The organism is Celeribacter sp. PS-C1 (assembly GCF_019429625.1).
Classification (GTDB): domain Bacteria; phylum Pseudomonadota; class Alphaproteobacteria; order Rhodobacterales; family Rhodobacteraceae; genus Celeribacter.
Genome location: NZ_JAHXRW010000019.1, coordinates 16,305 through 37,123 on the forward strand (window position 1 = coordinate 16,305; position 20,819 = coordinate 37,123).

General features: G+C 58.9%; 19 protein-coding genes and 1 pseudogene. 3 read left to right on the plus strand and 17 right to left on the minus strand.

Going from position 1 to position 20,819, the window contains the following annotated elements; translation table 11 throughout:
- Positions 1-62 precede the first annotated feature (62 nt).
- Positions 63-1,709, minus strand: a complete 1,647-nt coding sequence (locus tag J5Y17_RS18260) for a bifunctional 3-(3-hydroxy-phenyl)propionate/3-hydroxycinnamic acid hydroxylase (protein ID WP_219787295.1) — start codon at positions 1,707-1,709, stop codon at positions 63-65.
- 315 nt (positions 1,710-2,024) lie between these two features.
- On the opposite strand from J5Y17_RS18260, the gene J5Y17_RS18265 reads away from it, so the two are divergent.
- On the plus strand, positions 2,025-2,678 hold the full coding sequence (locus tag J5Y17_RS18265) for a TetR/AcrR family transcriptional regulator (protein WP_219787296.1): 654 nt from the start codon (positions 2,025-2,027) through the stop codon (positions 2,676-2,678).
- A 6-nt stretch (positions 2,679-2,684) separates the two neighbouring features.
- On the opposite strand, the gene J5Y17_RS18270 is transcribed toward J5Y17_RS18265, so the two are convergent.
- Entirely contained in the window at positions 2,685-3,635 is a 951-nt protein-coding gene (locus J5Y17_RS18270) for a LysR family transcriptional regulator (protein ID WP_219787297.1), read from the minus strand.
- A 176-nt stretch (positions 3,636-3,811) separates the two neighbouring features.
- Here J5Y17_RS18270 and J5Y17_RS18275 point away from each other — a divergent pair, with 176 nt between their 5' ends.
- Positions 3,812-5,569 (plus strand): FAD-dependent monooxygenase, encoded by a 1,758-nt coding sequence (locus J5Y17_RS18275; protein ID WP_219787298.1) that lies wholly within the window; start codon positions 3,812-3,814, stop codon positions 5,567-5,569.
- A 252-nt stretch (positions 5,570-5,821) separates the two neighbouring features.
- On the opposite strand, the pseudogene J5Y17_RS18280 reads toward J5Y17_RS18275, so the two are convergent.
- From J5Y17_RS18280 to J5Y17_RS18340, 13 genes and pseudogenes are all read right to left on the minus strand, one after another.
- Positions 5,822-6,508 (minus strand): annotated as a pseudogene (locus J5Y17_RS18280) (IS6 family transposase).
- Between the two features lie 357 nt (positions 6,509-6,865).
- The gene (locus J5Y17_RS18285; protein WP_219787299.1) at positions 6,866-8,311 is read right to left on the minus strand and encodes an aldehyde dehydrogenase; all 1,446 of its coding nucleotides are present in this window, start codon (positions 8,309-8,311) and stop codon (positions 6,866-6,868) included.
- A 10-nt stretch (positions 8,312-8,321) separates the two neighbouring features.
- Positions 8,322-9,101 (minus strand): coniferyl-alcohol dehydrogenase, encoded by a 780-nt coding sequence (locus J5Y17_RS18290; RefSeq protein ID WP_219787300.1) that lies wholly within the window; start codon positions 9,099-9,101, stop codon positions 8,322-8,324.
- Between the two features lie 12 nt (positions 9,102-9,113).
- Positions 9,114-10,592, minus strand: coding sequence for an NAD(P)/FAD-dependent oxidoreductase (locus tag J5Y17_RS18295; protein ID WP_219787301.1), 1,479 nt, complete (start codon positions 10,590-10,592; stop codon positions 9,114-9,116).
- Positions 10,593-10,604: 12 nt separating this feature from the next.
- Positions 10,605-11,447, minus strand: a complete 843-nt coding sequence (locus J5Y17_RS18300; RefSeq protein ID WP_219787302.1) for an alpha/beta fold hydrolase — start codon at positions 11,445-11,447, stop codon at positions 10,605-10,607.
- A 116-nt stretch (positions 11,448-11,563) separates the two neighbouring features.
- Positions 11,564-12,331, minus strand: coding sequence for a 3-ketoacyl-ACP reductase (locus J5Y17_RS18305; protein WP_219787303.1), 768 nt, complete (start codon positions 12,329-12,331; stop codon positions 11,564-11,566).
- Position 12,332: 1 nt separating this feature from the next.
- A complete protein-coding gene (locus J5Y17_RS18310) occupies positions 12,333-13,061 on the minus strand; it encodes an ABC transporter ATP-binding protein (protein WP_219787304.1) in 729 nt (242 codons plus the stop codon).
- The gene (locus tag J5Y17_RS18315) at positions 13,058-13,816 is read right to left on the minus strand and encodes an ABC transporter ATP-binding protein (RefSeq protein ID WP_219787305.1); all 759 of its coding nucleotides are present in this window, start codon (positions 13,814-13,816) and stop codon (positions 13,058-13,060) included. The genes J5Y17_RS18310 and J5Y17_RS18315 overlap by 4 nt, the downstream gene beginning before the upstream one ends.
- A complete protein-coding gene (locus tag J5Y17_RS18320; protein WP_219787306.1) occupies positions 13,813-15,102 on the minus strand; it encodes a branched-chain amino acid ABC transporter permease in 1,290 nt (429 codons plus the stop codon). Before J5Y17_RS18320 ends, J5Y17_RS18315 begins: the two co-directional genes overlap by 4 nt.
- 19 nt (positions 15,103-15,121) lie before the next feature.
- Positions 15,122-16,081: a branched-chain amino acid ABC transporter permease gene (locus tag J5Y17_RS18325; protein WP_219787307.1), complete on the minus strand. Its 960-nt coding sequence runs from the start codon at positions 16,079-16,081 to the stop codon at positions 15,122-15,124.
- A gap of 1 nt (position 16,082) precedes the next feature.
- Positions 16,083-17,012, minus strand: a complete 930-nt coding sequence (locus J5Y17_RS18330; RefSeq protein WP_219787308.1) for an SMP-30/gluconolactonase/LRE family protein — start codon at positions 17,010-17,012, stop codon at positions 16,083-16,085.
- 80 nt (positions 17,013-17,092) lie between these two features.
- The gene (locus J5Y17_RS18335; protein ID WP_219787309.1) at positions 17,093-18,325 is read right to left on the minus strand and encodes a branched-chain amino acid ABC transporter substrate-binding protein; all 1,233 of its coding nucleotides are present in this window, start codon (positions 18,323-18,325) and stop codon (positions 17,093-17,095) included.
- A 363-nt stretch (positions 18,326-18,688) separates the two neighbouring features.
- Positions 18,689-19,426, minus strand: coding sequence for an SDR family NAD(P)-dependent oxidoreductase (locus J5Y17_RS18340; RefSeq protein ID WP_219787310.1), 738 nt, complete (start codon positions 19,424-19,426; stop codon positions 18,689-18,691).
- A 156-nt stretch (positions 19,427-19,582) separates the two neighbouring features.
- On the opposite strand from J5Y17_RS18340, the gene J5Y17_RS18345 reads away from it, so the two are divergent.
- A complete protein-coding gene (locus J5Y17_RS18345) occupies positions 19,583-20,359 on the plus strand; it encodes an IclR family transcriptional regulator (protein WP_219787311.1) in 777 nt (258 codons plus the stop codon).
- Positions 20,360-20,389: 30 nt separating this feature from the next.
- Here J5Y17_RS18345 and J5Y17_RS18350 read toward each other — a convergent pair whose 3' ends face one another.
- Positions 20,390-20,542, minus strand: coding sequence for a hypothetical protein (locus J5Y17_RS18350; protein WP_219787312.1), 153 nt, complete (start codon positions 20,540-20,542; stop codon positions 20,390-20,392).
- Positions 20,543-20,565: 23 nt separating this feature from the next.
- Positions 20,566-20,819: hypothetical protein (locus tag J5Y17_RS18355; RefSeq protein WP_219787313.1), on the minus strand; the 254-nt coding region annotated here is incomplete at its 5' end.

Below are 20,819 nucleotides of genomic sequence, written 5' to 3' on the forward strand. Positions count from 1 at the left end.
TGAAGTTAAGTTGATTTTGGCGCAATCCGCGCCCTTCCAAAGCGGAAAAGCGCGGTCTTACCTTATTCAGCCGCAAGCTTTTCCGGCGCATCAACTTTCAGCAAAGTCATGATTTTGCTGAATTTCTCACGCAGCTCCCCGGGCGTCTTCGCAACCAGAGCCACATAGAAATCCGGGCGGATTAGAACATAGCGCGCGTCGATAGCATCGAGCCATGTTTTGAACGTGCCTTCTACATCAACCACATCCGTTCCCGCGCCCTCTGGCAGCAGCGTGACGGTCATGCCGTCAAGACCTGCGAGTTGTTCCGCCTGAACCGTACTCAGTGCTGCGGCCGGATCGTTTTCATAGCCGATCAGCACCCAGCCCTGCCCCACGACCTGATCGAACCGGTCGCGGTAGCCCGCGCTTTCCACAACGCCCTGCACCGACAATTCCCCGGCATGGGCACTGTTTTGGTCCCAGATCCCCTGTCCCAACTGACAGATGTCGGTCGGCACCGGCGTGTTGTCCCGCTCCTCAAGCTCCGCCTTCATCTGCGCATCGCGCGCCGCGGCTTCTGCCTCGTCATTGATACAAATGATCTGGCCCAGCATCTGGCTGAAGTCGATGTAATGTTTGGCGTGCTCCATACGCTCGGAACTGTAACTGTCGAGCACCTCCATCGGGAATTTGCCCTCCAGAATGCCGTTGAGACGCCAGGCCATTGCCAGCGCATCGCGCACCCCGGCACACATACCCTCCCCCGCGAAGGGCGGCATAAGATGGGCGGCATCGCCCCCGATCAGACAACGCCCCTTGTTCCATTCTTTCGCCCAGCGGGCTTGAAACCGATACACGGCGGCGCGCTCCAGTTCGGAGTTCTCCGGCGTCAGCCCCCAAGGCTCCATGAGCTTCCAAGCCTCTTCTGGCTTTTGCAGATCTTCCGCGCACTCATGCGGCAGAACCATGAACTCCCAGCGCCGCCGAACCGGACCGCCGACCACCGGTCCCGGCCCGCCCGGCACCACGGTGGTCGGGCGTTTCGGATCGCAAAGCTGCCATTGCGCTGGCTGGTTCGGGTGGGCCGCGACGTAATCGAATTGCGGGATCATATCGAGGATCAGCCAATCGAAAAAATAGCCCTTGTCCTCATTTTCGATCTCCAGAGCGTCGCGCACGAAACTATTCGCGCCGTCTGTGCCCGCAACGAATTTGGCGCGGATCGTCCGGGTTTCGCCATCGAGTCCGACCTCTTCCGGGGTGCGGCGCAGGGTCAGGGTCACGCCATCGGCGTCCTGTTCCAGCGCCTCGCCGCTCCAACCGCGCAGAATGGTCACCGTCGGCAAGTCCGCCGCAATCGCCAACAGACGCTTTTCCAGCTCCGGCTGATTGAACCAATAGCGCACTCTCCAACCCGAGGCCGACTGGCTTTGCCAATCGACGATCTGGATGTTTTCGCCGTCGCGGTTTTTCCAATAATAAAGCTCGTCGTGATAGGAGATCGCGTCATCGCTTTCTGCATTGATCCCCAGCGTGGCGAGGATGCGGGCGATCTCATGGTCAAAGGTGACGGCACGCGGCAACGGATAATGCGTGGTCCAGCGTTCGATCAACGTGACCTTTTTGCCCTTTTGGCCGAGCAAAATGGCCAGAAGCGTGCCCACGGGCCCCGCGCCTACGATAGCGACATCGGTCTGAAAACCGACCTGTTGGGTCGATGCAGTCATGATTTCCTCCCTGAAATCCTCCGGTGGCGGTCCCCCGCCGTGGCATGTCATGCCGAAATGCGATTTTTATCCGCCGGGCACCTCATCCTCTTTGAAGCGTATCCGGCCTGTGTCTTTAGCGTGGCGTAAAAGTGAATTCTCGTCAACTTTGAGTTTTCGTCATTTTATTTTTCCCTAAAGGATTGAGAGGAAAAGAGTTTCCCGCCCATTTCCCAGAGACAGGCCATCAGTCAGCCGCGACAGATATTGCAGTCGCCGTTGAGAATGGTGATGAAAATGAATATGATTCGTTTATGAATACACACGGGACATCCGATGATCGAAAGCGAAGACAACCCAAAGCCCGAAGGCCGCGTCGCGCGCCGTCAAAGGCGTAATCGCACCGCTCTGATTACCGCTGCGCGCGATATCATGGCCGAAAAAGGTGTCGATGCGGCGACCATGCTTGAGATCGCGGAGCATGCAGACGTGGGCGCAGGAACGGTCTACAACTATTTCAAATCAAAGGATGAACTGGCCATCGCCGTGCTTGAGAGCCTGATGCATGAGCTGGGGAGACGGATCGAAATGGTCACCGACACCTTTGATGATCCGGCACAGGTCTATGCCTTTGGCATCCGCACCGTGCTCGACACTGCGACGACCGATCCGCGTTGGGAACAGATGCTGCACCGCGCCGAGGTGATCGCCGATGCGATGTATCGCACCATCGGCCCCTTTGCGATCCGGGACCTTAAAAACGCCGTGTCCGCCGGACGGTTTCGCGAAAGCGACCCTGCCATGATCTGGCGCCTCACCGCCCACACCATCATCGGTGCGAGCCTTGCCGTGACGGGGGGGGAGCTCCCCTCGGACAGTAAAGTTCAGATCGTCGCGCGACTGCTCTGCATGGCAGGGAGCGATGGCGAGAGTGCCGAGGAACTGGCCGCTCGCCCTCTGCCCGAGTTGCCTCCTGCGCCCAGCGAATAGCTCTCATTAAGGGCGGCGTTTCGAGAGTTGGTTTTCCCGCTCCATCCGCCGTTCGAGATGTTCGCATTCGGTTTTCAGAAATTTGATCAGGGACTTACCCACCGGCGTGAGTCGCTCACCCTTGCGTGTCAGCACACCAAGCGCACGATCAGGATGTTCGACCTTGATCGGCAGGGAGACGATATTGCCCTGATTCTGCATCAGATAAACCACCGAATAGGGCAGCACCGTGAGACAGTTCGACCGCGCCAGAAAGCTTGAGATCGAAGCCAAAGTGCCGCCTGAAAAGGTGAATTGGAAATTCTCGCTGCCGATCGACAGGATCGCGCGTTTGAGATCGCGAAACAGCGGGCTGTCAGCGGGCGGTGCGACCCAAGAATAGGCGTCGATCTCTGCCAAAGTGATCGGTCCACGCCGGGTCAAAGGATGGCCTTTGCGGCAGGCGATGACATTGCGTCCTTCGAGAAGTGGCTGGAAATCGAGATCAATCGGCGTGTGCCGCACCTGCATCGGCAGGATTGCCATATCCAGCGTCTTGTTCCGGAGTTTGCTCACGAGACTGTCGAAATAGCCATAGGTCTGTTCGAACTGCGCCCCGCCGATCTGATCCTGAAACTCGGCGAGCATGGTGGTGATCACCCCGTCCATGAACAAAGGCGTGCCGCCGATGCGCAGATGACCGGCATGACCTTTCTTGAAATTGTCGACCAGTACGCTCGCTTCGCGATTCAGGTTATGCATTCTGAGCCCGATTTCCGCGAGCGTGCGCCCGAATTCCGTCGGCGTCAGCGGACGGCGGCCCGGCTCGAACAGGGGCATGCCCAGACGCTTTTCAAAATTGGAAATGGTCCGGGAAACAGAGGGTTGGGATTTTCCCATCGCCTCTGCGCCTTCGGTCAGACCGCCTTTTTCGACGATCATGGCAAGGATTTCGAGATGTTCACTGTCTATCTTCATAACAAAAGGAGATATTATTCAGGAGCACTTTAAAAGCCACAAAAAAATCTCGACCCTATTGTCGCATCTAACGGAGCGGATCGTCCGACAAGTCCCGGGTTGAGGAGCCCGGCCCGTCATAAAGGAGGACCGCACGGCCATAAACCGCACAGACGTCACTTAGGGAGGAGACGCATATGTCCGATTACGAAACGGATGTTCTCATCATTGGCACCGGCCCCGCCGGATCTGCCACGGCTGCACTTTTGTCCAGCTACGGCATCGAGAACATGGTGGTGAACCGCTACCGCTGGCTCGCCAACACGCCGCGTGCTCATATCACCAACCAACGCACAATGGAGGTCCTGCGCGATCTTGGCCGAGAGGTCGAGGATGAGGCCTATCTGCATGCCACGCACAAAGACCTGATGGGTGAAAATATCTTTTGCGAAAGCCTCGCGGGCGAGGAAATCGGCCGGATGAAGGCCTGGGGCAATCATCCGCTCTCGGCGGCAGAGCACAAGATGTCCTCACCCTCGATGATGAATGACCTGCCGCAGACATTCATGGAGCCGATCCTGTTCAAAACCGCCTGTCAGCGCGGCACACAGGCGAAAATGTCGACCCAGTATCTCAGCCACGAACAGGACGCAGAGGGCGTGACCACCACCTGTCTCGACCGTCTATCGGGCAAGGAATTCACCATCCGCTCGAAATATCTCGTGGGCGCCGACGGGGCGAAATCACTGGTCGCCGAACAGCTTGGCCTGCCCTTCGAGGGGCAGATGGGTGTGGGCGGATCAATGAATATCCTGTTCAAGGCCGATCTTTCGAAATATGTCGCCCACCGCCCCTCCGTTCTCTATTGGGTGATGCAGCCCGGCGCGGATGTCGGCGGCATCGGCATGGGGCTGGTGCGCATGGTGCGGCCTTGGAATGAATGGCTGATCGTCTGGGGCTATGACATCAACGGGCCGGAACCCGAGGTGACCGAAGAGCTGGCCACCGGCGTCGCGCGTCAGCTGATCGGCGACCCGGAGTTGAAGATCGAGCTACTTAGCGCCAACACCTGGACCGTGAACAACTATTACGCCACCGAACTGTCCAAGGGTCGCGTGTTTTGCATGGGTGACGCGATCCACCGGCATCCGCCTTCGAACGGGCTGGGATCGAACACGTCCATTCAGGACAGTTTCAACCTTGCGTGGAAACTTGCCATGGTGCTCAAGGGGCAAGCGGGCGCGGCGCTGCTCGACAGCTACACCACAGAACGTGCGCCGGTGGCGAAACAGATCGTCACCCGTGCCAACAAGTCGATCGGCGAGACCGGTCCGATCTTTGACGCGCTTGGCATGAGCGAAGGGGTCGATCCGGTACAGATGCAGAAAAACCTTGAGGCGCGTTGTGATGGCACCTCGGCGGCAGAGAAACAGCGCGAGGCGATCCGCAAGGCCATCGCCTTCAAGAAATATGAATTCGACGCCCACGGGGTCGAGATGAACCAGCGTTACCGGTCTGACGCGGTGGTTCCCGACGGTCAGGTGGAACCCGATTTCGAACTGGACGCCGAGCTGCATTACCAGCCGACCACATGGCCCGGCGCACGCCTGCCCCACACATGGCTTTACGCCAAAGACGGGGAAGAAGTCTCCTCTCTCGATCTCTGCGGCCATGGCAAGTTCACCGTCTTAACCGGACTGGGCGGCGAGGCCTGGTGCGCGGCGGCAACAGAGCTATCCAAAGAGATGGGGATCGAGATCACCTGTCACGTCATCGGCCCGCGTCTGCCCTTTATGGATCACAGCGGAGACTGGGCGCGCGCCAGCGAGATCACCGACACCGGCTGTCTTCTTGTGCGCCCTGACCATCATGTGGCTTGGCGAAGCGACACGCTCATGGATACTCCCAAAGGCACACTCCAACGCGTGCTGCGCCAGATACTGGCGCGCGACTAACATTCGCGGCCATTCCCAACCTATCGCAAAACCTGCACCACAGGTTCTTGCGGTAGGTTAAAGGATTCCATCAAACGCATTCGATTTTCCCGTTCGGAATGGCGAACGGGAATGTTTCGCATGATGGTGGTGTCATTTGTGGACGGCTCCAGTTTTGCAAGGGATTTCTTGAGTATAGTGGTTCGAAGCAGGTTGCGGGGTTCTGTCGCAAACTTTATCAGGGAGTGCAGAACAGCCTTTCAGCGGACACACTTATGCTGCGAGGGAGGCGAATTGCTGGAAGCCCGATTTCCCATTCGCGGCGATTTGACCTTTACGGATCATGTGCGCGGTTTCGATCCCAGCCAGCGTCGCAGCTGCTGAGTGAAACGCTTTGAAGCCAAGTGTTGGGCGCGTGATCCGCTTGATGAAACGATGGTCCTGTTCGACCATGTTGTTCAAATATTTGCTCTGCATGATCCGGATCAACCGTCGGCTGCCCGTAAATTTGCGGATCACGTTCACGGCCTGAAGCCCCGCCAGATTGGCGCCGCTCTTGTCGATAGCAACGCGATCAGGCGTGCCATTCGTTGAAATCGCACGTTTGAAGAAACGGCGTGCGGCAGCCTTGTCCCGCTTTGCAGAGAGCATGAAATCAAGGGTTCGGCCGTCCCGATCAACGGCACGATAAAGATAGGCCCACTGGCCTTTGACCTGGACATAGGTTTCATCCATCCGCCACGAGTTGGCTGTCTAACGCTTTCGCTTTTGTGCCTCGGCTGCGAGATCTGTCGAAAATTTCACCACCCACCTGTTCAGTGTCGCATGGTCAACATCGACACCACGCTCTGCCATGATCTCCTCCAGATCCCGGTAAGAAACCGCGTATCTGACATAGAAGTACACCGCGTAAAGGATCACGCTCTCGGGGTAATGCACCCCTTTGAAACTTGTCGCCATTCTGCCCGCCTGTTCTTTTTACGCAACGGCATATCGGCCATCACGCAGAAACCGATATACAAAGTTTGCGACAGAACCTTGCGCAGACCAATGGGGTCTGACCCCAGTTGTATCGTCTCAGCGCATGGTCGAGATATTTTCGCAGAACGTGTCATTATCGCGTCCCATCAAACGGTGCGATCATGGGCCGTAAACAGGCTTTGGTGGGCTGTCGCTCGGGAGGGGTTTGTGCTTTAGGTCCTTGTTCAGACCCGCTGCGAACATCGTGCCGTGGTGATGGAAATGTCGCACGACATCGCGCCACTTAAAAGGTCAGCGGCGCACCTCTGCGCACCGCTGATCGTGTCCTGTCCGATTTTAGAACGGATAATGCTGTTTCGGATCTTCGATGGTGATCCAGCGGGTGACCGTGAACTCATTGATCCCGAGCTTGCCACCAAACCGACCAAAACCGGAATCCTTCACACCGCCAAACGGCATTTGCGGCTCGTCCGACACCGTCGGCCCATTGATGTGGCAAATGCCGCTTTGAATGCGATTTGCCGCCTCCATCGCCTTGGTGATGTCCTGTGAGAATACCGCCGCCGACAACCCATATTCCGTGTCGTTGGCGATCGCGATGGCCTCATCGGCGTCTTTCACCCGGATGATCGACTTCACCGGACCAAAGCTTTCCTCGGCGTAGATCCGCATCTCGGGCGTCACGCCGTCGAGCAAGGTGGCCGAATGGATCGCGCCGTCCCGCGCGCCGCCGGCCACGAGTTTCGCGCCTTTCGCGGTCGCGTCCGCGATCAAGGCGTCCATCTTTTCCGCCGCAGCTTCCGTCACCAGAGACCCCAAAACGACCTTCTCACGCGGGTTGCCATAGGGCAGGCTCGCGGCTTTGGCTGCAAGCTTTTCGATGAAAGCATCTGCCACGGCCTCGACCACGATGATGCGTTCGGTAGACATGCAAATCTGGCCCTGGTTCATGAAGGACCCGAAGATGGCCGCGTTCACAGCGCCGTCGAGATCGGCATCTTCCAGCACCACAAACGGCGCCTTGCCGCCCAGCTCAAGAAGTGCCGGTTTGAGGTTTTCGCCTGCCAAACGCCCGATAATGCGTCCTACATTTGTCGAGCCGGTGAAGTTGACGTGCCGCACTGCGGGCGCCTCAATGAGCGCCTTGACCACATCGGCGGCATCCTCCGGCGCGTTCGAGATCACGTTGATCGCCCCGGCCGGAAGCCCCGCCTCAACCAGACATTCGCCGATCAGACGATGCACTTTCGGGCACATCTCAGACGACTTCAGCACCACCGTGTTGCCACAGGCCAGAGCCGTCGCCACCGCCCGCGTGCCAAGGATCACCGGCGCGTTCCACGGCGCAATCCCAAGGCACACGCCGCGCGGTTTCGCGACCGCCATCGCCAGCGTGCCGGGTTTGTTTGACGGGATCACCTCGCCGCCCACCTGCGTCGTCATCGCGCCCGCTTCGCGCAGCATGCCCGCCGCAAGATGCACGTTGAACCCGGCCCAGATCGCCGTCGCGCCGGTCTCGGTCACCATGGCCTCGACGAACTCGCCCGCGCGCGCATCCATGATGTCGCCCGCTTTGACCAAAATCTTGCGCCGTGCCTCAGGCCCGGTGGCGGACCACTCTGCAAAGGCGGCCTCAGCGCTCGCCACGGCTTTCAAAGCATCTTCCACGGAAGCGGCGGCAGCTTTGGTCGCCACATCGCCCGTCACAGGGTCGATGCGATCATAGGTTTTTGCCCCTGCAGCAGCGACATCCGCGCCGCCGATCAGTAAATCCAAGCTCATTGATATCTCCTTAATTCAGCCCGTGCGACGTGGCCTCGATATGCGCCCGCATGCCGCCATCGGTGGGAATATTCACGCCCCGCAGCCAGACGGACCCATCTGACAGCAGGAAGGTCACCACCGGCGCGATATCGGTCGGCGTGCCGGGACGATCCATGATGCGCATGTCCTCTTCGGCCCGCTCGCCCAACGTCTCAAGGAAATCGCCGAGGATCGGGGTGTCGACGGGACCGGGGCTGACGGAATTCATCCGAATGCCACGATCGCGCCAGGTCCAGCGGTTCTCATGTGTCCAGACCACAAGCGCCTGTTTTGTAAAGAAATAGCTGTTCGCAGCGGTGATCTCATGGGCGGCGCAGAAGTCCGCGACACCTTCATGCGTCAGACCCTCGGCGGCCTTGATCTTGGCCACTTCGCCTTCCCAGCCAAGCCCCGCGAGCGAGGCGAGATTGACGATGGACGCGCCGTCATTGAGGCTGTCGACGAGGCCCAGAGTGAGCTTTTTGAGCGCCACGAGATTGACCGTCAAAACGACCTCTTTCGGCGCGGTCGGCGGCACGCCCGCGATATTGGCAAGCCCGTCGGCTTTCACCGATTTGAGCTCATCGATCAGCGCATCGAGCGCGGCCTCATCGGTCAGATCGACCTGATGAAAGGCGTCCAGCTGAACACTGGGCGCGTTGCGGTCGATGCCGATGACCTTGCCGCCCGCCGCCTTGATCTGTTTCGCGGTTTCCTGACCGATGCCCGACGAGACACCTGTCACGATGATGGTCTTGTTTTTCAACATGAAATTCTCTCCTCACTCAGCCGCCACAGGCGCGCTGTTCATCATGTAACCTTCCGGGTGGAAAGTTCCATTCTCGTCACGGAAACTATGAGCAAAATCGGGCCAGACCAGCGTCAGACGGCCGGAGCGGTCATCCACGTACCAGGATTTACAGCCACCGGCGAGCCAGACGGTGCCCTGAGACATCCGGTCGATCTTGTCCATATAGGCGTCTTCGGCCTCGCGTTTCACTTCGATCACCTCGACCTTTTGGCTCTCGATCGCATCGAGCGCACCGAGGATGTAATCGACCTGCGCCTCGATGATATAGACCACCGAGTTGTGGCCGAGACCGGTGTTCGGACCGTTGATGATGAAGAGGTTCGGATAGCCGTTGACCGCAATCGAGTCGTAAGCCTGCATCCCGCGATCCCAATGGGCGTCGAGGCTGATACCTTCGGAGCCGAAAATGCGCGTGGCGAAGGGCGGGCGTACGGCCTCGAACCCGGTCGCGAAGACCAGCACATCGAGATCGTATTCCGTGCCGCTTGCCGCGATCGCCTTGCCGTTCTCGACCTTCTTGAGAGCGGAAGCCTCAAGCGTGGTGTTCTCAGCGGACATGGCCGGATAATAGGTGTTGGAGATCAGCAGGCGCTTACAGCCGATCTCGTAATCCGGGGTCAGTTTGGCGCGCAGCTCGGGGTCTTTGACGTTGTCCTCGCGATGACGCACGGCGAGTGCCTTGGCCTCATTGAGGAAGCGCGGGATGTTGCGACGCTGGGCAAAGTTGAATTCCCCGGCCCAGAAAATTTCAGAACGCATCTCGTCGATCACGGACGGATCACGGCGGCACAGACGACGCTCGCCTTCGGTATATTCGCGGTCCCAGCGCGGGATCATATAGGGTGCGGAGCGTTGAAACACGACCATCTCGGAGGCGAGTTTCTGCATCTCGGGAATGATCTGAATGGCGGATGCGCCGGAACCGACAACACCGATGCGTTTGCCTTCGAGATCGACGGAGTGGTCCCAGTTGGCGGAGTGGAACACATCGCCTTCAAAGCCATCGAGGCCCTCAATGTTGGGCATGTGACCGTCGGCGAGGTGGCCCGTGCCGGTGATCAGGATTTTCGCTTCATAGGTGCCTTTGGAGGTCTCGACGACCCAGCGTTTCTTGGCCTCATCCCATGTGCTTTTGAGCATCTCCGTGTGGAAATGGATGTGCGGCAGGATGCCCTCATCTTCGGCACATTTGCGAATATAGGCCTGAATTTCCGGCCCCGGAGAGAAGACGCGGGTCCAGTCGGGATTGGGCAGGTAGCTGTAGGAATAGAGATGCGAGGGCACATCGCAGGCGATGCCCGGATAGTGGTTGTCGCGCCATGTGCCGCCCACGTCGTCGGCGCGTTCGATGGCGATGAAATCGTCGCGCCCGGTGCGTTTAAGCTGGATCGCCATGCCGAGGCCCGCAAAGCCGGTGCCGATGATCAGAATTTCGGTAACAGTCGTCATTTACGTGTCTCCTCAGGGTTTCTGGGCCGGAATGATCGCGCCTGCCTCATATTGATCGGGCTGGGCGGAGAACCGGTCGACATAGTGGAAAAGCTCGGCGGCGCGTTCGTGAACGACGGCGTGACCCGAGGGGATCTCGGCGTAGCGCGCATCTTCGATGGCGCCGAAAAGCTGTTTGGAGTGATGTTTCGGCACCATCATGTCAAAGGTGCAACCGATCACCAGCGTCTTCGCCGTGATGGTTTCGCACTCGGCGGCGATGTCGATGCGGGTGTTCAGGTCCATCTGTTTGTCGACGAAAGCGCTCATTTTGAGCATCCCGGCGGCGGCTTTCATCTCGTCCAGGGTCTTGAGGTTCTGGAAGGCAGGAGAGAAGGCGCAAAACGTCATGTATTGCGTGATCGAGGCACTGTCCTGATCGCGGAGCTGACGCCAGACATCGTTGCGCATTTTCTGATGCGTGTCGGTCTTGAGCCAACCTGCGGCGAGGATCAGGTTCTTGATCTTGTTGCCCATTTCGGCGGCCACTTTCGCGGCCACACAAGCGCCCAAGGAGTAGCCCATGAGCGTTACCGGACCATTGGGCACCTCGGCCTCGATCACCGCTTTGACCTGTGCAACCAGATCGGCCAACTCGACCGTGTCGCCCGCCGGTTCGGACCAGTCGAGGGCGATGACCTTTTGACGATAGGCCATCATCGGGAAGATATAGCCATAGTGACCGTCGATGGAGCCCGCCGTGCCATGCACAAGCACAAGCGGCAAACGGTCGTTGTCGGGACCGGCCACACGGTAGCGCACGGCCACGCCGCCGACCGTCACTTCGCCGTCGCGATAAGGTTGATCATCGAGCATGTTCAAATCTCCTTTGCTCAGAGCTTCCCCGTCCGTTGCCCGTCAGGCATCGGGGCCGATCCGGTGGGCCGGTCGGGGGAAAAGGGTGTCAGGGTCGGGGCAAAAGCCCCTTGGGTTCAGGCGGTGGGGATGTGATACCCACCGTCCACGTAAATCGGTTGTCCGGTCACATAGGGCAGGGCGCCCGAGGCGAGCGAGGCGGCCACGGTGCCGATGTCGTAGGTCTCGCCCCAGCGCTTCTGGGCGACCTGACCGGAAGAGATATAAGCATCGATTTTGTCCGTCGGCGCGGAGCCAGTCATTTCGGTGCGGATAAAGCCCGGACGGATTTCATGCACCGCAATGCCATGCGCGCCGAGTCGGTCGGCGTAGAGTTGCGCCACCATCGACAGGCCCGCTTTCGAGACGCAATAGGGGCTGCGGTCGGTCGAGACATGGGTGGCGGCGATCGAGGTGATGAAGGTGATGGAGCGATAGCTCTCCACCTCCCGCGCGATCATGCGTTTCGCCACGGCTTGGGTGAAAAAGAAATTGCCGCGCAGGTTGACGCCGAGGTTTTTATCAAACGCCTCGGCGCCGAGATCGAGAATGTCCGTGAGCGGACGCGCCGCGATGCCTGCGTTGTTCACCAGCGCATCGACGGGGCCAAGCGCCGCTTCGACCGCTGCAATCGCACCCTCATGGGCCGAGAGATCGGAGAGGTCCATCTGGCCGAAATAGGCTTTCGCGCCCAAGGCTTCGAGTTCTTTGACAACCGCGTCGGATTTCTCATCGGTGACAATATCAAGCCCGGCGACATCAAAGCCCGCCTTGGCCATCGCCAAAGCAATGCCACGTCCAAGCCCCTGACGGGCGCCGGTTACAAGAGCAACAGGTCTGCTCATCTTATACCTCCAGCCATTCGGCGCGCACGTCGGGGCTGTCCATCAACCCTTTGGGCGTGCCTTCGAAAACGATTTCACCATGCCCCATGACGTAGAGCCGGTGAGAAATATCGAGGGCGATCACGAGTTTCTGTTCGACCAAAAGGATCGACACGCCTTTCGCGGCGATGCGCTCCAAAAGCTCACCGACAGCGGCGACCATTTTCGGCGCGAGGCCCTCGGTCGGTTCGTCCACCATGATCAGGTCCGGGTCGCCAATCAGCGTGCGGCAGATGGTGAGCATCTGTTGCTCGCCTCCCGACAGCGATCCGGCATTGGTCTCGGCGCGGGTGCGCAGGACGGGGAAGAGATCAAAGATGTCCTCCATGGTCCAACGGCCTTCGCCCTTGGACTTCAGCCCCAGAATGAGGTTTTCACGCACCGTCAGATCGGGAAACACATCGCGGCTTTCCGGCACGTAGCCGATGCCCGCATAGGCGATCTTATGCGGCTTTTGCCCGCCAAGCGCCTGCCCGCCAAAGGACACTTCGCCCTTGGTGGTCACGGCCCCCATGATCGCTTTCAAAAGCGTCGAACGTCCGGCGCCGTTGCGGCCCAGAAGCGAGACGATCTCGCCACGTTTGACCTCAAGGTTCACACCATGCAGAATGTGGCTCTTGCCATACCAGGCTTGCAGGTCTTTGACGGACAGGAGTGTTTCCGCCTTGATGTTCAGCTCAGGCTTGGTCATGCTGCATCCTCCTCGCTCGCGCCCAGATAGGCCTCCTGCACCGCAGGGTTGGCGCGGATTTCTTCAGGCGTTCCGGTGGCGATGATCTCGCCGTAGACCAAAACGGAAATCCGGTCGGCCATTTCGAAAATCACACCCATGTCGTGTTCCACCATCAGCAAGGTTTTGCCCTCGGTCACCTTCATGATGAGCTGCAACGCCGCATCGGTTTCCGAATGGCTCATCCCCGCCATGGGTTCGTCGAGCAAAAGCGTGTTGGCCCCCGAGGCGACCGCCAGACCCAGTTCCAGAGCGCGCTGCTCGGGGTAGGTCAGGCTGTCGGCGGTGTCGTGCGCGCGGTGGGTCAGGCCAAGCTCGGTCAACAGGCGCTCGCATTCCGCGGCCACATCCTTGAGGGATGAGGTTGGACGCAGCAGCGTATAACGATGCCCGAGTTTCCAAAGCACGGCACAACGCAGGTTTTCCGTCACCGTCATCTGAGGAAAGATGTTGGTGATCTGGAAACTGCGCGACAGTCCCGCGCGCACGATTTCTGCGGGCGGATGGCCCGCGATGTTCTTGCCGTCAAACAGGATCTGCCCGGAAGTGGGGGTGATCCGGCCCGAGATCAGGTGAAACAGCGTCGATTTCCCAGCCCCGTTCGGCCCGATCAGCGCATGACGTTCGCCTTTGCGCAGATCGAGGTTCACGCCGCGGATGATTTCCACCGGGCCGAAAGATTTGCGCAGGTCCTTGATTTCAAGTGCGTTGGTCATGCCATCTCTCCTTTGCCGAGGCTGTGGCGGAGTGTGTCCAGCCGGTCGAGAAGCGGGCGCATGGTCAAAACGCCACCCGCAACCAGTACGAAACCGAAACCCCAGGACAGAACGGAGGTGGCATTGAGCGGCAGCCAAAGCACCGTCATCTGCGGCCCAAGCCCTGCATCGAGGCCGGCACGATATGCCAGCTCGGTCAGAACGATAATGCCGACAAGTGTCGCCAGGCCCGTGAGACCGATCAGGGCGAGAAGCGGCGCCTGCATTTTGAAGGTGCCGGAGCGCATGAGGGTCACGCCGGACATCAGGATGCCCGCAAGACCCGCAGGCTGCACCATCACCACGAAGATGAACAAAAGGCCGAAATACATCATCCAGGCGGAGGAAATATCCGACAGCCAGATTTTCATCAGACCGATGACAATCGCGCCCAAAACCGGACCGAAGAAATGTTTGGTCCCGCCGATATAGGTCATCAAGAGTACCAGCGTCGAGGTTGCGGCGCCCAGCTCATTGACCGTCATGATCTCGAAGTTCAGTGCGGCGAGAGAGCCCGCCACACCGGCGATGGCTGCGGCGATGGCATAGGCCAGCATGCGCACACGTTTGGACGAAAACCCAATGAATTCAACACGTTCTGCATTGTCGCGCACGGAGTTGGCCAAAAGGCCCAGCGGGGTTTTCGAGAAGAAATACAGAAGCGCTGCGCAGATCAGGAACCAAACCGCAACGATGACATAGATGTCCAGGGTCGGGCCGTAATCCATACCGAAGGAGGCGCCAAGGTCCATGCGGTCCATGGAAATGCCTTCTTCCGATCCGTAGATCGACGGGAAAAGTGCGGCTGCGGCATAGACCAGCTCGGCAAGCCCCAGCGTGATCATGGCAAAGGGCATCCCGCCCCGGCCGGAGGCGAGCCAGCCGCCGAAGAAGCCGAGGACAAGCGCCCCGGCCGCACCGATGAGCGGCACGAGCGGTAGCGGGAAATTCCACCCTGCATCGGCCATATGCAGCACGGCATGGGTGGCGATGAAACCGCCGAGGCCAAAGAATGTGCCATGGCCGAGAGACAAAAGTCCGGTCTGGCCCAAAAGCACATTATAAGAGAGCGCAAAGATCGCCATAGTGCCGAGATAGTTCAGCGTGGAGATCATCGAATTGCTGGTGAAGATCATCGGCAGAAGCGCGAGGGCAACCGCGATGGCGACCCAGGGCAGGCCCGAGATAAGGCCTGATTTCTGAGGAGTGCTGGTCTGCTGCGGAGTTTCAGCTGCGTTGACTGACATTATTCTTATCCTTTCCGCATCAGGCGCGTTTGCCGAACAGCCCCATGGGCCGGAAGATCAGCACTGCGACGAGCAGGAGATAGGGAATGACCGGACCGATCTGGGACACGGACACGTTCCAGATGTCGGAGACGAGCGCGCCGAGAGCGGCGGGCGGTTGCGTGACACCAACGAGGCCAAAGACATCGGCGACGGAGAGGTCGATGGCGACGGCAAAGGTCTGGATGAAGCCCACGAGAAGCGAGGCGACGAAAGCGCCCGAGAGCGAGCCCAGACCGCCGACCACGACGATGACGAAGAGGATCGGACCAAGCGACATGGCCATGGACGGCTGGGTGATCAGGATCGGGCCGCCGATGACACCGGCGATGCCCGCCAGCGCAGAGCCAACGCCGAAGACGGACATGAACACCAATGGCACGTCATGGCCCAGCATGGAGACCATTTCAGGATGGGTGAGTGACGCTTTGACCACGAGACCCACGCGGGTGCGGGTCAAAAGCAGGGCGAGGGCGGCAAAGATCGCGACGGACATGATAAGCATGAACAGGCGAAACGCCGGATATCCGGTGCCGAAAATCTCGAAAGCGGTGAAATCGAGCGCGGCGGGAATTTGATAATCCATCGGGCTGCGGCCCCAGATCATCTGAACCGCTTCTTCGATCACGAAGGCCACGCCGATGGTGAACAAAAGCTCGCCCAAATGGCCGAATTTGTGCACACGGCGCAACCCATAGCGCTCGATCAGCGCGCCGACGAGGCCGACCAGAATGGGCGCAAGGATCAACGCCGGGAAAAAGCCCACGTATTTCGAAATCTCAAAGCCGAAATAGGCGCCGATCATGAAGAAACTGGCATGCGCAAAGTTCAGCACACCCATCATCGAGAAGATGAGGGTGAGACCCGACGCAAGCAAAAACAACAGCATGCCGTAAAGCGTGCCGTTCAACAGGGAGAATGTGATGACTTCTGCGCTCATATCATAGCCCCGAAAAATTTGGTTTGAGGCCTGCACGCGGCCAATCAACTGCGATCAACCGCCCGGAGCCGGAGAGGGTGACATAGGCGGTCTTCATATCCGGTCCGCCAAAGGCCAGATTGGTCGCAAAGGCATCCGGCATCTCGATGGTCTCGACCTCTTTGCCCTCTGGCGAAATCACCGTGATGCACCCCGGCGTCAGGCCGGCGCAGCAGATGTTGCCATTCGCCTCGACGGCCAGGCTGTCATAGCGCTTAAAACCTTCGAGTTGCGCCAGAACGGCTTCGCCCGGCTCGAAAGGATTAGGTTTGCGGATCTCGCCCGCGCCGGTGACATCATAGGAATAGAGACGCCCGGTCTCCGTGTCTGCGACGTAAACCGTCTTTTCATCCGGCGACAGACCCACGCCATTCGCGGTGGTGATCGGATAGGCGATGGTGGTGGCAAAAGAGCCGTCCGGCTTGCCATAATAGAGCCCGCCATGCACAAAACTGCGCTCCGTGCGGGTGCCGTGATCAGTGAACCAAAGCCCGCCATCGCGGTCGATAACGATGTCATTCGGCATCAAAAGCGGATGACCGTCGATCTCGCGGTAAAGTTCGGTCACAACGCCCGTCTCAAGATCCACGCGTTCGATGCGCCCACCGGAATACTGCGGATTGCCACCCACCGGCTGGATCACGCCGTCCGGATCACCCCAGGCAAAGCCGTCACCGTTGTTACAGATATACATTGCCCCATCCGGGCCGACCGCTGCGCCATTGGGCGCGCCATCGAGTTTGACGACCACCTCTTTCGTGCCGTCGGGCCAAACCTTGGTCAGGCAACAATTCTTGATCTCGCAGACGATCACAGAACCGTCCGGCATCACGACAGGGCCTTCGGGGAACCCGAGACCCTCCGTGATGTCTTTATAGGGATAATGCGTCATAAGTTCTCCTTTGTCCGCCGACACGACAGACAAGGCATGGGGGCTCTGCGCACCCCATGCCTTCTTTTTTTGATCGGGTTTTACGGGCGTTTCATCTCGCAGGTCGTCGGAAGCGTAATCACATCCGCGGGAACAATCGCCACGTTCTCCCAGCCCCAGCCCGTGCCTTCTTCGTCCAGCGTACCTTCCGGCACATCGACGAATTTGGACACGGCCATTTGCGTGATGATCTGGTGATCTTCCGGCCGGCTCGTGGCTGCGGCACCGTAAACCGTGGTGAATTCGATCCCCTCCAAGGCCGCAATCAGATCGTGTACCTCGTTGGAACCCGCCTTCTCTGCGGCTTGCGTCAAAGCCCGGATCGCGGAAACGTCCCCCGGGAAAGGCGAAGCAGAAAAGCCGCTCGCGCTCCGATACGCAGCCTCAAAAGCGTGCAGATCGTCACTCGCAACGCCCGCATCCCCGTCAAAAACCGAATAAACCTTACCATCGAGACCGGATTGCGCCATCGCGGTCGGTGCGCCCGGACCGGTGGAGAAATAGGTGAACCATTCGGCCTCAAGACCGCCTTCGCCCGCCGCTTTCAGCACCAGCGCCAAATCGGCACCCCAGTCGGAGGTGATCACGGCCTGCGCGCCGGATGCTTTGATCTTTGCGATATAGGGCGTGAAATCGGTGATCTTCTGAAGCGGATGGGTGTCGTCGCCGACCCACTCGATGTCCGGGCGAGCCTCGCCGACCATCTCGATCACGGATTGACGCGTGGTCTGACCGGAGGAGCCTTCGGCGTTCAGAAGATAAACTTTCGTGATGTCCGTCCGCTCGGTCAGATAATGCGCGAGGCCTGCGGTTTTCATGTCAGCGTCCAGCACCCAGGAAAAGCTGTAATAGCTGCATTTCTCGCCGGTGATCGCCGGATCGTGGGAGGCCCCGTCAAAGACGATAACCTGATCGTCCGGGTTGCGGCGGTTGTGTTTGTTGACAAAATCAACAAGCGCGAAAGTGTTCGAAGAGGAGACGGATGTCTGAAGAATGCGTGCGCCAGCGTCGATCGCCTTTTGCGCCTGAATTGCGGTTTCCTGAGCCGACATTTTATTGTCGAAGGTCAGGATTTCGATCTGTTGGCCGTTGATCCCGCCTGCCGCGTTCACTTCATCGACGGAGTAGCGCAGCACGTTTTCGATCCGCTCGGTCACCATCGCGGCCGGGCCCGAGAACGGGTCGATCATCGCGAATTTGAACGTGTCCTCGGCGAGCGCGCCGGTGGCCATCAGCGTGAGAGCGGATGCAAAAAGGATATGGGTTTTCTTCATAATGTCCTCCCGTAGACAAATCACTCGCGCCCGCATCGTGGTGAGGGTGCCGCCTTGCCGTGCGTTCTGAGCAAATCGTCAGTTTCTCCAATTGGCCGAAGCCATGGCACGCGCCCCTTGGTCTTTGTGCGTTTGGGGCGAGTGTTCCTCCATGCTGTATATGCTGGAAAACTCGTCGAAAATGGTCAACTCAAAGGTTCCACTATGTGGACTAAAAGAGAATTTTTTAAGCGAAAATAAAATTCTCAACCATGAATATTTTTAAAATTATGTATATTATAAAGTGCTTTAACGGGAAAATGTACCGAAAATGTTTTTGGACATTTTCGGTACGACTCTCGGGATAAGGTCCAAAAGGTGGACTTAATATGTCGCGCGTCCTCCCGACATATCGAAGACCGATCCGGAATTGAAGGAGCATTCCGGGCTGGCCATGAAGCATATCATCGCGGCGCATTCCTCGACCGTGCCAAAACGGCCCTGAGGGATTCGCGACAGGGAAAACTCAACCTGCTCGGGTGGCAGCTGTTCCATCAGGGGTGTTTTGATCAGGCCGGGCGCGAAACAGTTGGCGCGGACCTCTGTCAGGGCAAGTTCTTTGCCGAGCGATTTGGTGAAGCCGATGATGCCGGATTTCGCGGCTGAGTAGCTCGATGCATTGGGGTTGCCCTCTTTGCCCGCCACCGAGGCGACTGTGACAATGCGCCCGTAATTGCGCGTGGTCATACCGTCCAGAACGGCCCGCGTGCAGAGGAAAACCCCGCCGAGATGGATGTCGATCACCTGCCGCCATGGGGCGAACTCATGCCCTTTCACGGGGTGCGTCGGTCCGGTGATCCCGGCGGCGGTGACGAGAATGTCGATCTTGCCAAAGGCGGCTTCCGTGGCGTCCCGCGCGGCTTCGACGGAGGCCTCGTCCGAGACATCGACCGCAAATCCGCGGGCATTTTCTCCGAGCTCTTTGGCGGCGCTTTCGCCGTCCTTGAGGTCCCAGATTGCCACGTGCGCGCCTTCGGATAAGAGCCGTTCCGCCACGGCGCGACCGATGCCGCGCGCGCCTCCGGTGATGGCGGCCACCTGTCCTTCAAATCTCTTTGTCATGCGTTTCCTCCTTATGAATACTCACTATGTCCATTAATTTGACTCTTGAGTAGTGCGCTATGGCTTGTTTAAATAGGAGAAATTTGCAACTAAAAGCATGAAAATCGGAGCATAATCCGTTAATAAGTCCGAATGATGGACGGTTTGAGTGACCCTATGGAAGAGACAAAAGACAAAAGCGGCAAAAGTCAGGTGGTGGAACGCACCTGCTTGATTCTGCGCGAACTCGGTCGGCACGGCCCGCGCGGTGCGCGTCTGCTTGATCTGACCGAGGGCACGGGGTTGAGCCGTCCGACGGTGCATCGCATATTGGCGACTTTGACGGCGGAACAGTTCGTGGAGCGCACGAACGGGCGGCGTTATCGCCTGTCCTCGATCATGTACGAATTGGGTCTGAACGCGCCGAGCCCGGTGGGCGATCCGGCGCGTTTGCGGCCAATCGTTCAGGCCCTTGCCGACCGCTGTGGTGATACGGTCTACCTTGCAATGCGCACGGGGGATTTTTCGCATTACCTGCTGCGCTGCGAAGGGGCCTATCCGATCCGCACCCATGTGGTCTCTGCCAATCAGACTCTGCATCTCGTGTCCGGCCATTCCGGGCGCTCGCTTCTGGCTTCGATGCCGGAAGATGAGGCCGAAGACGTGATCTTGCGCGCGACGCAGGACAGAAAGCTTTTTGGCGAGGCGACCCCGGACAGTTTGCGCGATGAGGTCGAACGGGTGCGTGAAAACGGCTATGGCTGGGCGCGCGATGTGACCTTTGTGGGCGTGGCCGGGCTGACCGTGCCGGTTCCCAATGCGCGCGGCAGTGCCTATCTGGCGATGTCGATTTCCTCGATCCCTCAACGCATGACACAGGAGCGTGCGATGGACATCCTGCCGGAGCTTAAGGCTACGGCTGCCGAGATTGCCGGGATGATTTCCGGCGACTAAAGCGCTCATACGGCGCACTGGCCGCCCTCGTCATTCTGTGTACATCAGAACGGGGCTGATTTGTCCGCAGCAACGCCCAAAGCCGATCCGGTAATCCTCGCCCTGAGCAAAACCGCGCAGGGTCACCGTGTCGCCGTCTTCGAGAAAACTGCGTTCTGTTCCATCCGCGACTGTCTTGGACATGGGCTTTTGCTGCGCTGGGACTGCTATGTGGCGGCTATCGCACCTGTGGCCGGGCTTGATGGTTTGTTGCCGATGATTGTCCGACTGACGGAATCGCGGACAGTCGCATCACAAAACGCTGTGGCCGGTTCCAGCCCTATCAGTTCGACAGGCATTGTCAGGTTGTTGCCATCGACTTGTCGTTGTAGCGCGATGCCATGTTGAATCTGTCTGATCTTTCGCGCCTTAAAGGTTTCCGTTTCCCACGCTCGGTCATTGGCTACGCGGTTTGGGCGTA

Bases quoted from the DNA above. Each gene is read 5' to 3' on its own strand.
- J5Y17_RS18260 (WP_219787295.1), bottom strand. From the start codon at position 1,709: ATGACTGCATCGACCCAACAGGTCGGTTTTCAGACCGATGTCGCTATC.
- J5Y17_RS18265 (WP_219787296.1), top strand. From the start codon at position 2,025: ATGATCGAAAGCGAAGACAACCCAAAGCCCGAAGGCCGCGTCGCGCGC.
- J5Y17_RS18270 (WP_219787297.1), bottom strand. From the start codon at position 3,635: ATGAAGATAGACAGTGAACATCTCGAAATCCTTGCCATGATCGTCGAA.
- J5Y17_RS18275 (WP_219787298.1), top strand. From the start codon at position 3,812: ATGTCCGATTACGAAACGGATGTTCTCATCATTGGCACCGGCCCCGCC.
- J5Y17_RS18285 (WP_219787299.1), bottom strand. From the start codon at position 8,311: ATGAGCTTGGATTTACTGATCGGCGGCGCGGATGTCGCTGCTGCAGGG.
- J5Y17_RS18290 (WP_219787300.1), bottom strand. From the start codon at position 9,101: ATGTTGAAAAACAAGACCATCATCGTGACAGGTGTCTCGTCGGGCATC.
- J5Y17_RS18295 (WP_219787301.1), bottom strand. From the start codon at position 10,592: ATGACGACTGTTACCGAAATTCTGATCATCGGCACCGGCTTTGCGGGC.
- J5Y17_RS18300 (WP_219787302.1), bottom strand. From the start codon at position 11,447: ATGCTCGATGATCAACCTTATCGCGACGGCGAAGTGACGGTCGGCGGC.
- J5Y17_RS18305 (WP_219787303.1), bottom strand. From the start codon at position 12,331: ATGAGCAGACCTGTTGCTCTTGTAACCGGCGCCCGTCAGGGGCTTGGA.
- J5Y17_RS18310 (WP_219787304.1), bottom strand. From the start codon at position 13,061: ATGACCAAGCCTGAGCTGAACATCAAGGCGGAAACACTCCTGTCCGTC.
- J5Y17_RS18315 (WP_219787305.1), bottom strand. From the start codon at position 13,816: ATGACCAACGCACTTGAAATCAAGGACCTGCGCAAATCTTTCGGCCCG.
- J5Y17_RS18320 (WP_219787306.1), bottom strand. From the start codon at position 15,102: ATGTCAGTCAACGCAGCTGAAACTCCGCAGCAGACCAGCACTCCTCAG.
- J5Y17_RS18325 (WP_219787307.1), bottom strand. From the start codon at position 16,081: ATGAGCGCAGAAGTCATCACATTCTCCCTGTTGAACGGCACGCTTTAC.
- J5Y17_RS18330 (WP_219787308.1), bottom strand. From the start codon at position 17,012: ATGACGCATTATCCCTATAAAGACATCACGGAGGGTCTCGGGTTCCCC.
- J5Y17_RS18335 (WP_219787309.1), bottom strand. From the start codon at position 18,325: ATGAAGAAAACCCATATCCTTTTTGCATCCGCTCTCACGCTGATGGCC.
- J5Y17_RS18340 (WP_219787310.1), bottom strand. From the start codon at position 19,426: ATGACAAAGAGATTTGAAGGACAGGTGGCCGCCATCACCGGAGGCGCG.
- J5Y17_RS18345 (WP_219787311.1), top strand. From the start codon at position 19,583: ATGGAAGAGACAAAAGACAAAAGCGGCAAAAGTCAGGTGGTGGAACGC.
- J5Y17_RS18350 (WP_219787312.1), bottom strand. From the start codon at position 20,542: ATGTCCAAGACAGTCGCGGATGGAACAGAACGCAGTTTTCTCGAAGAC.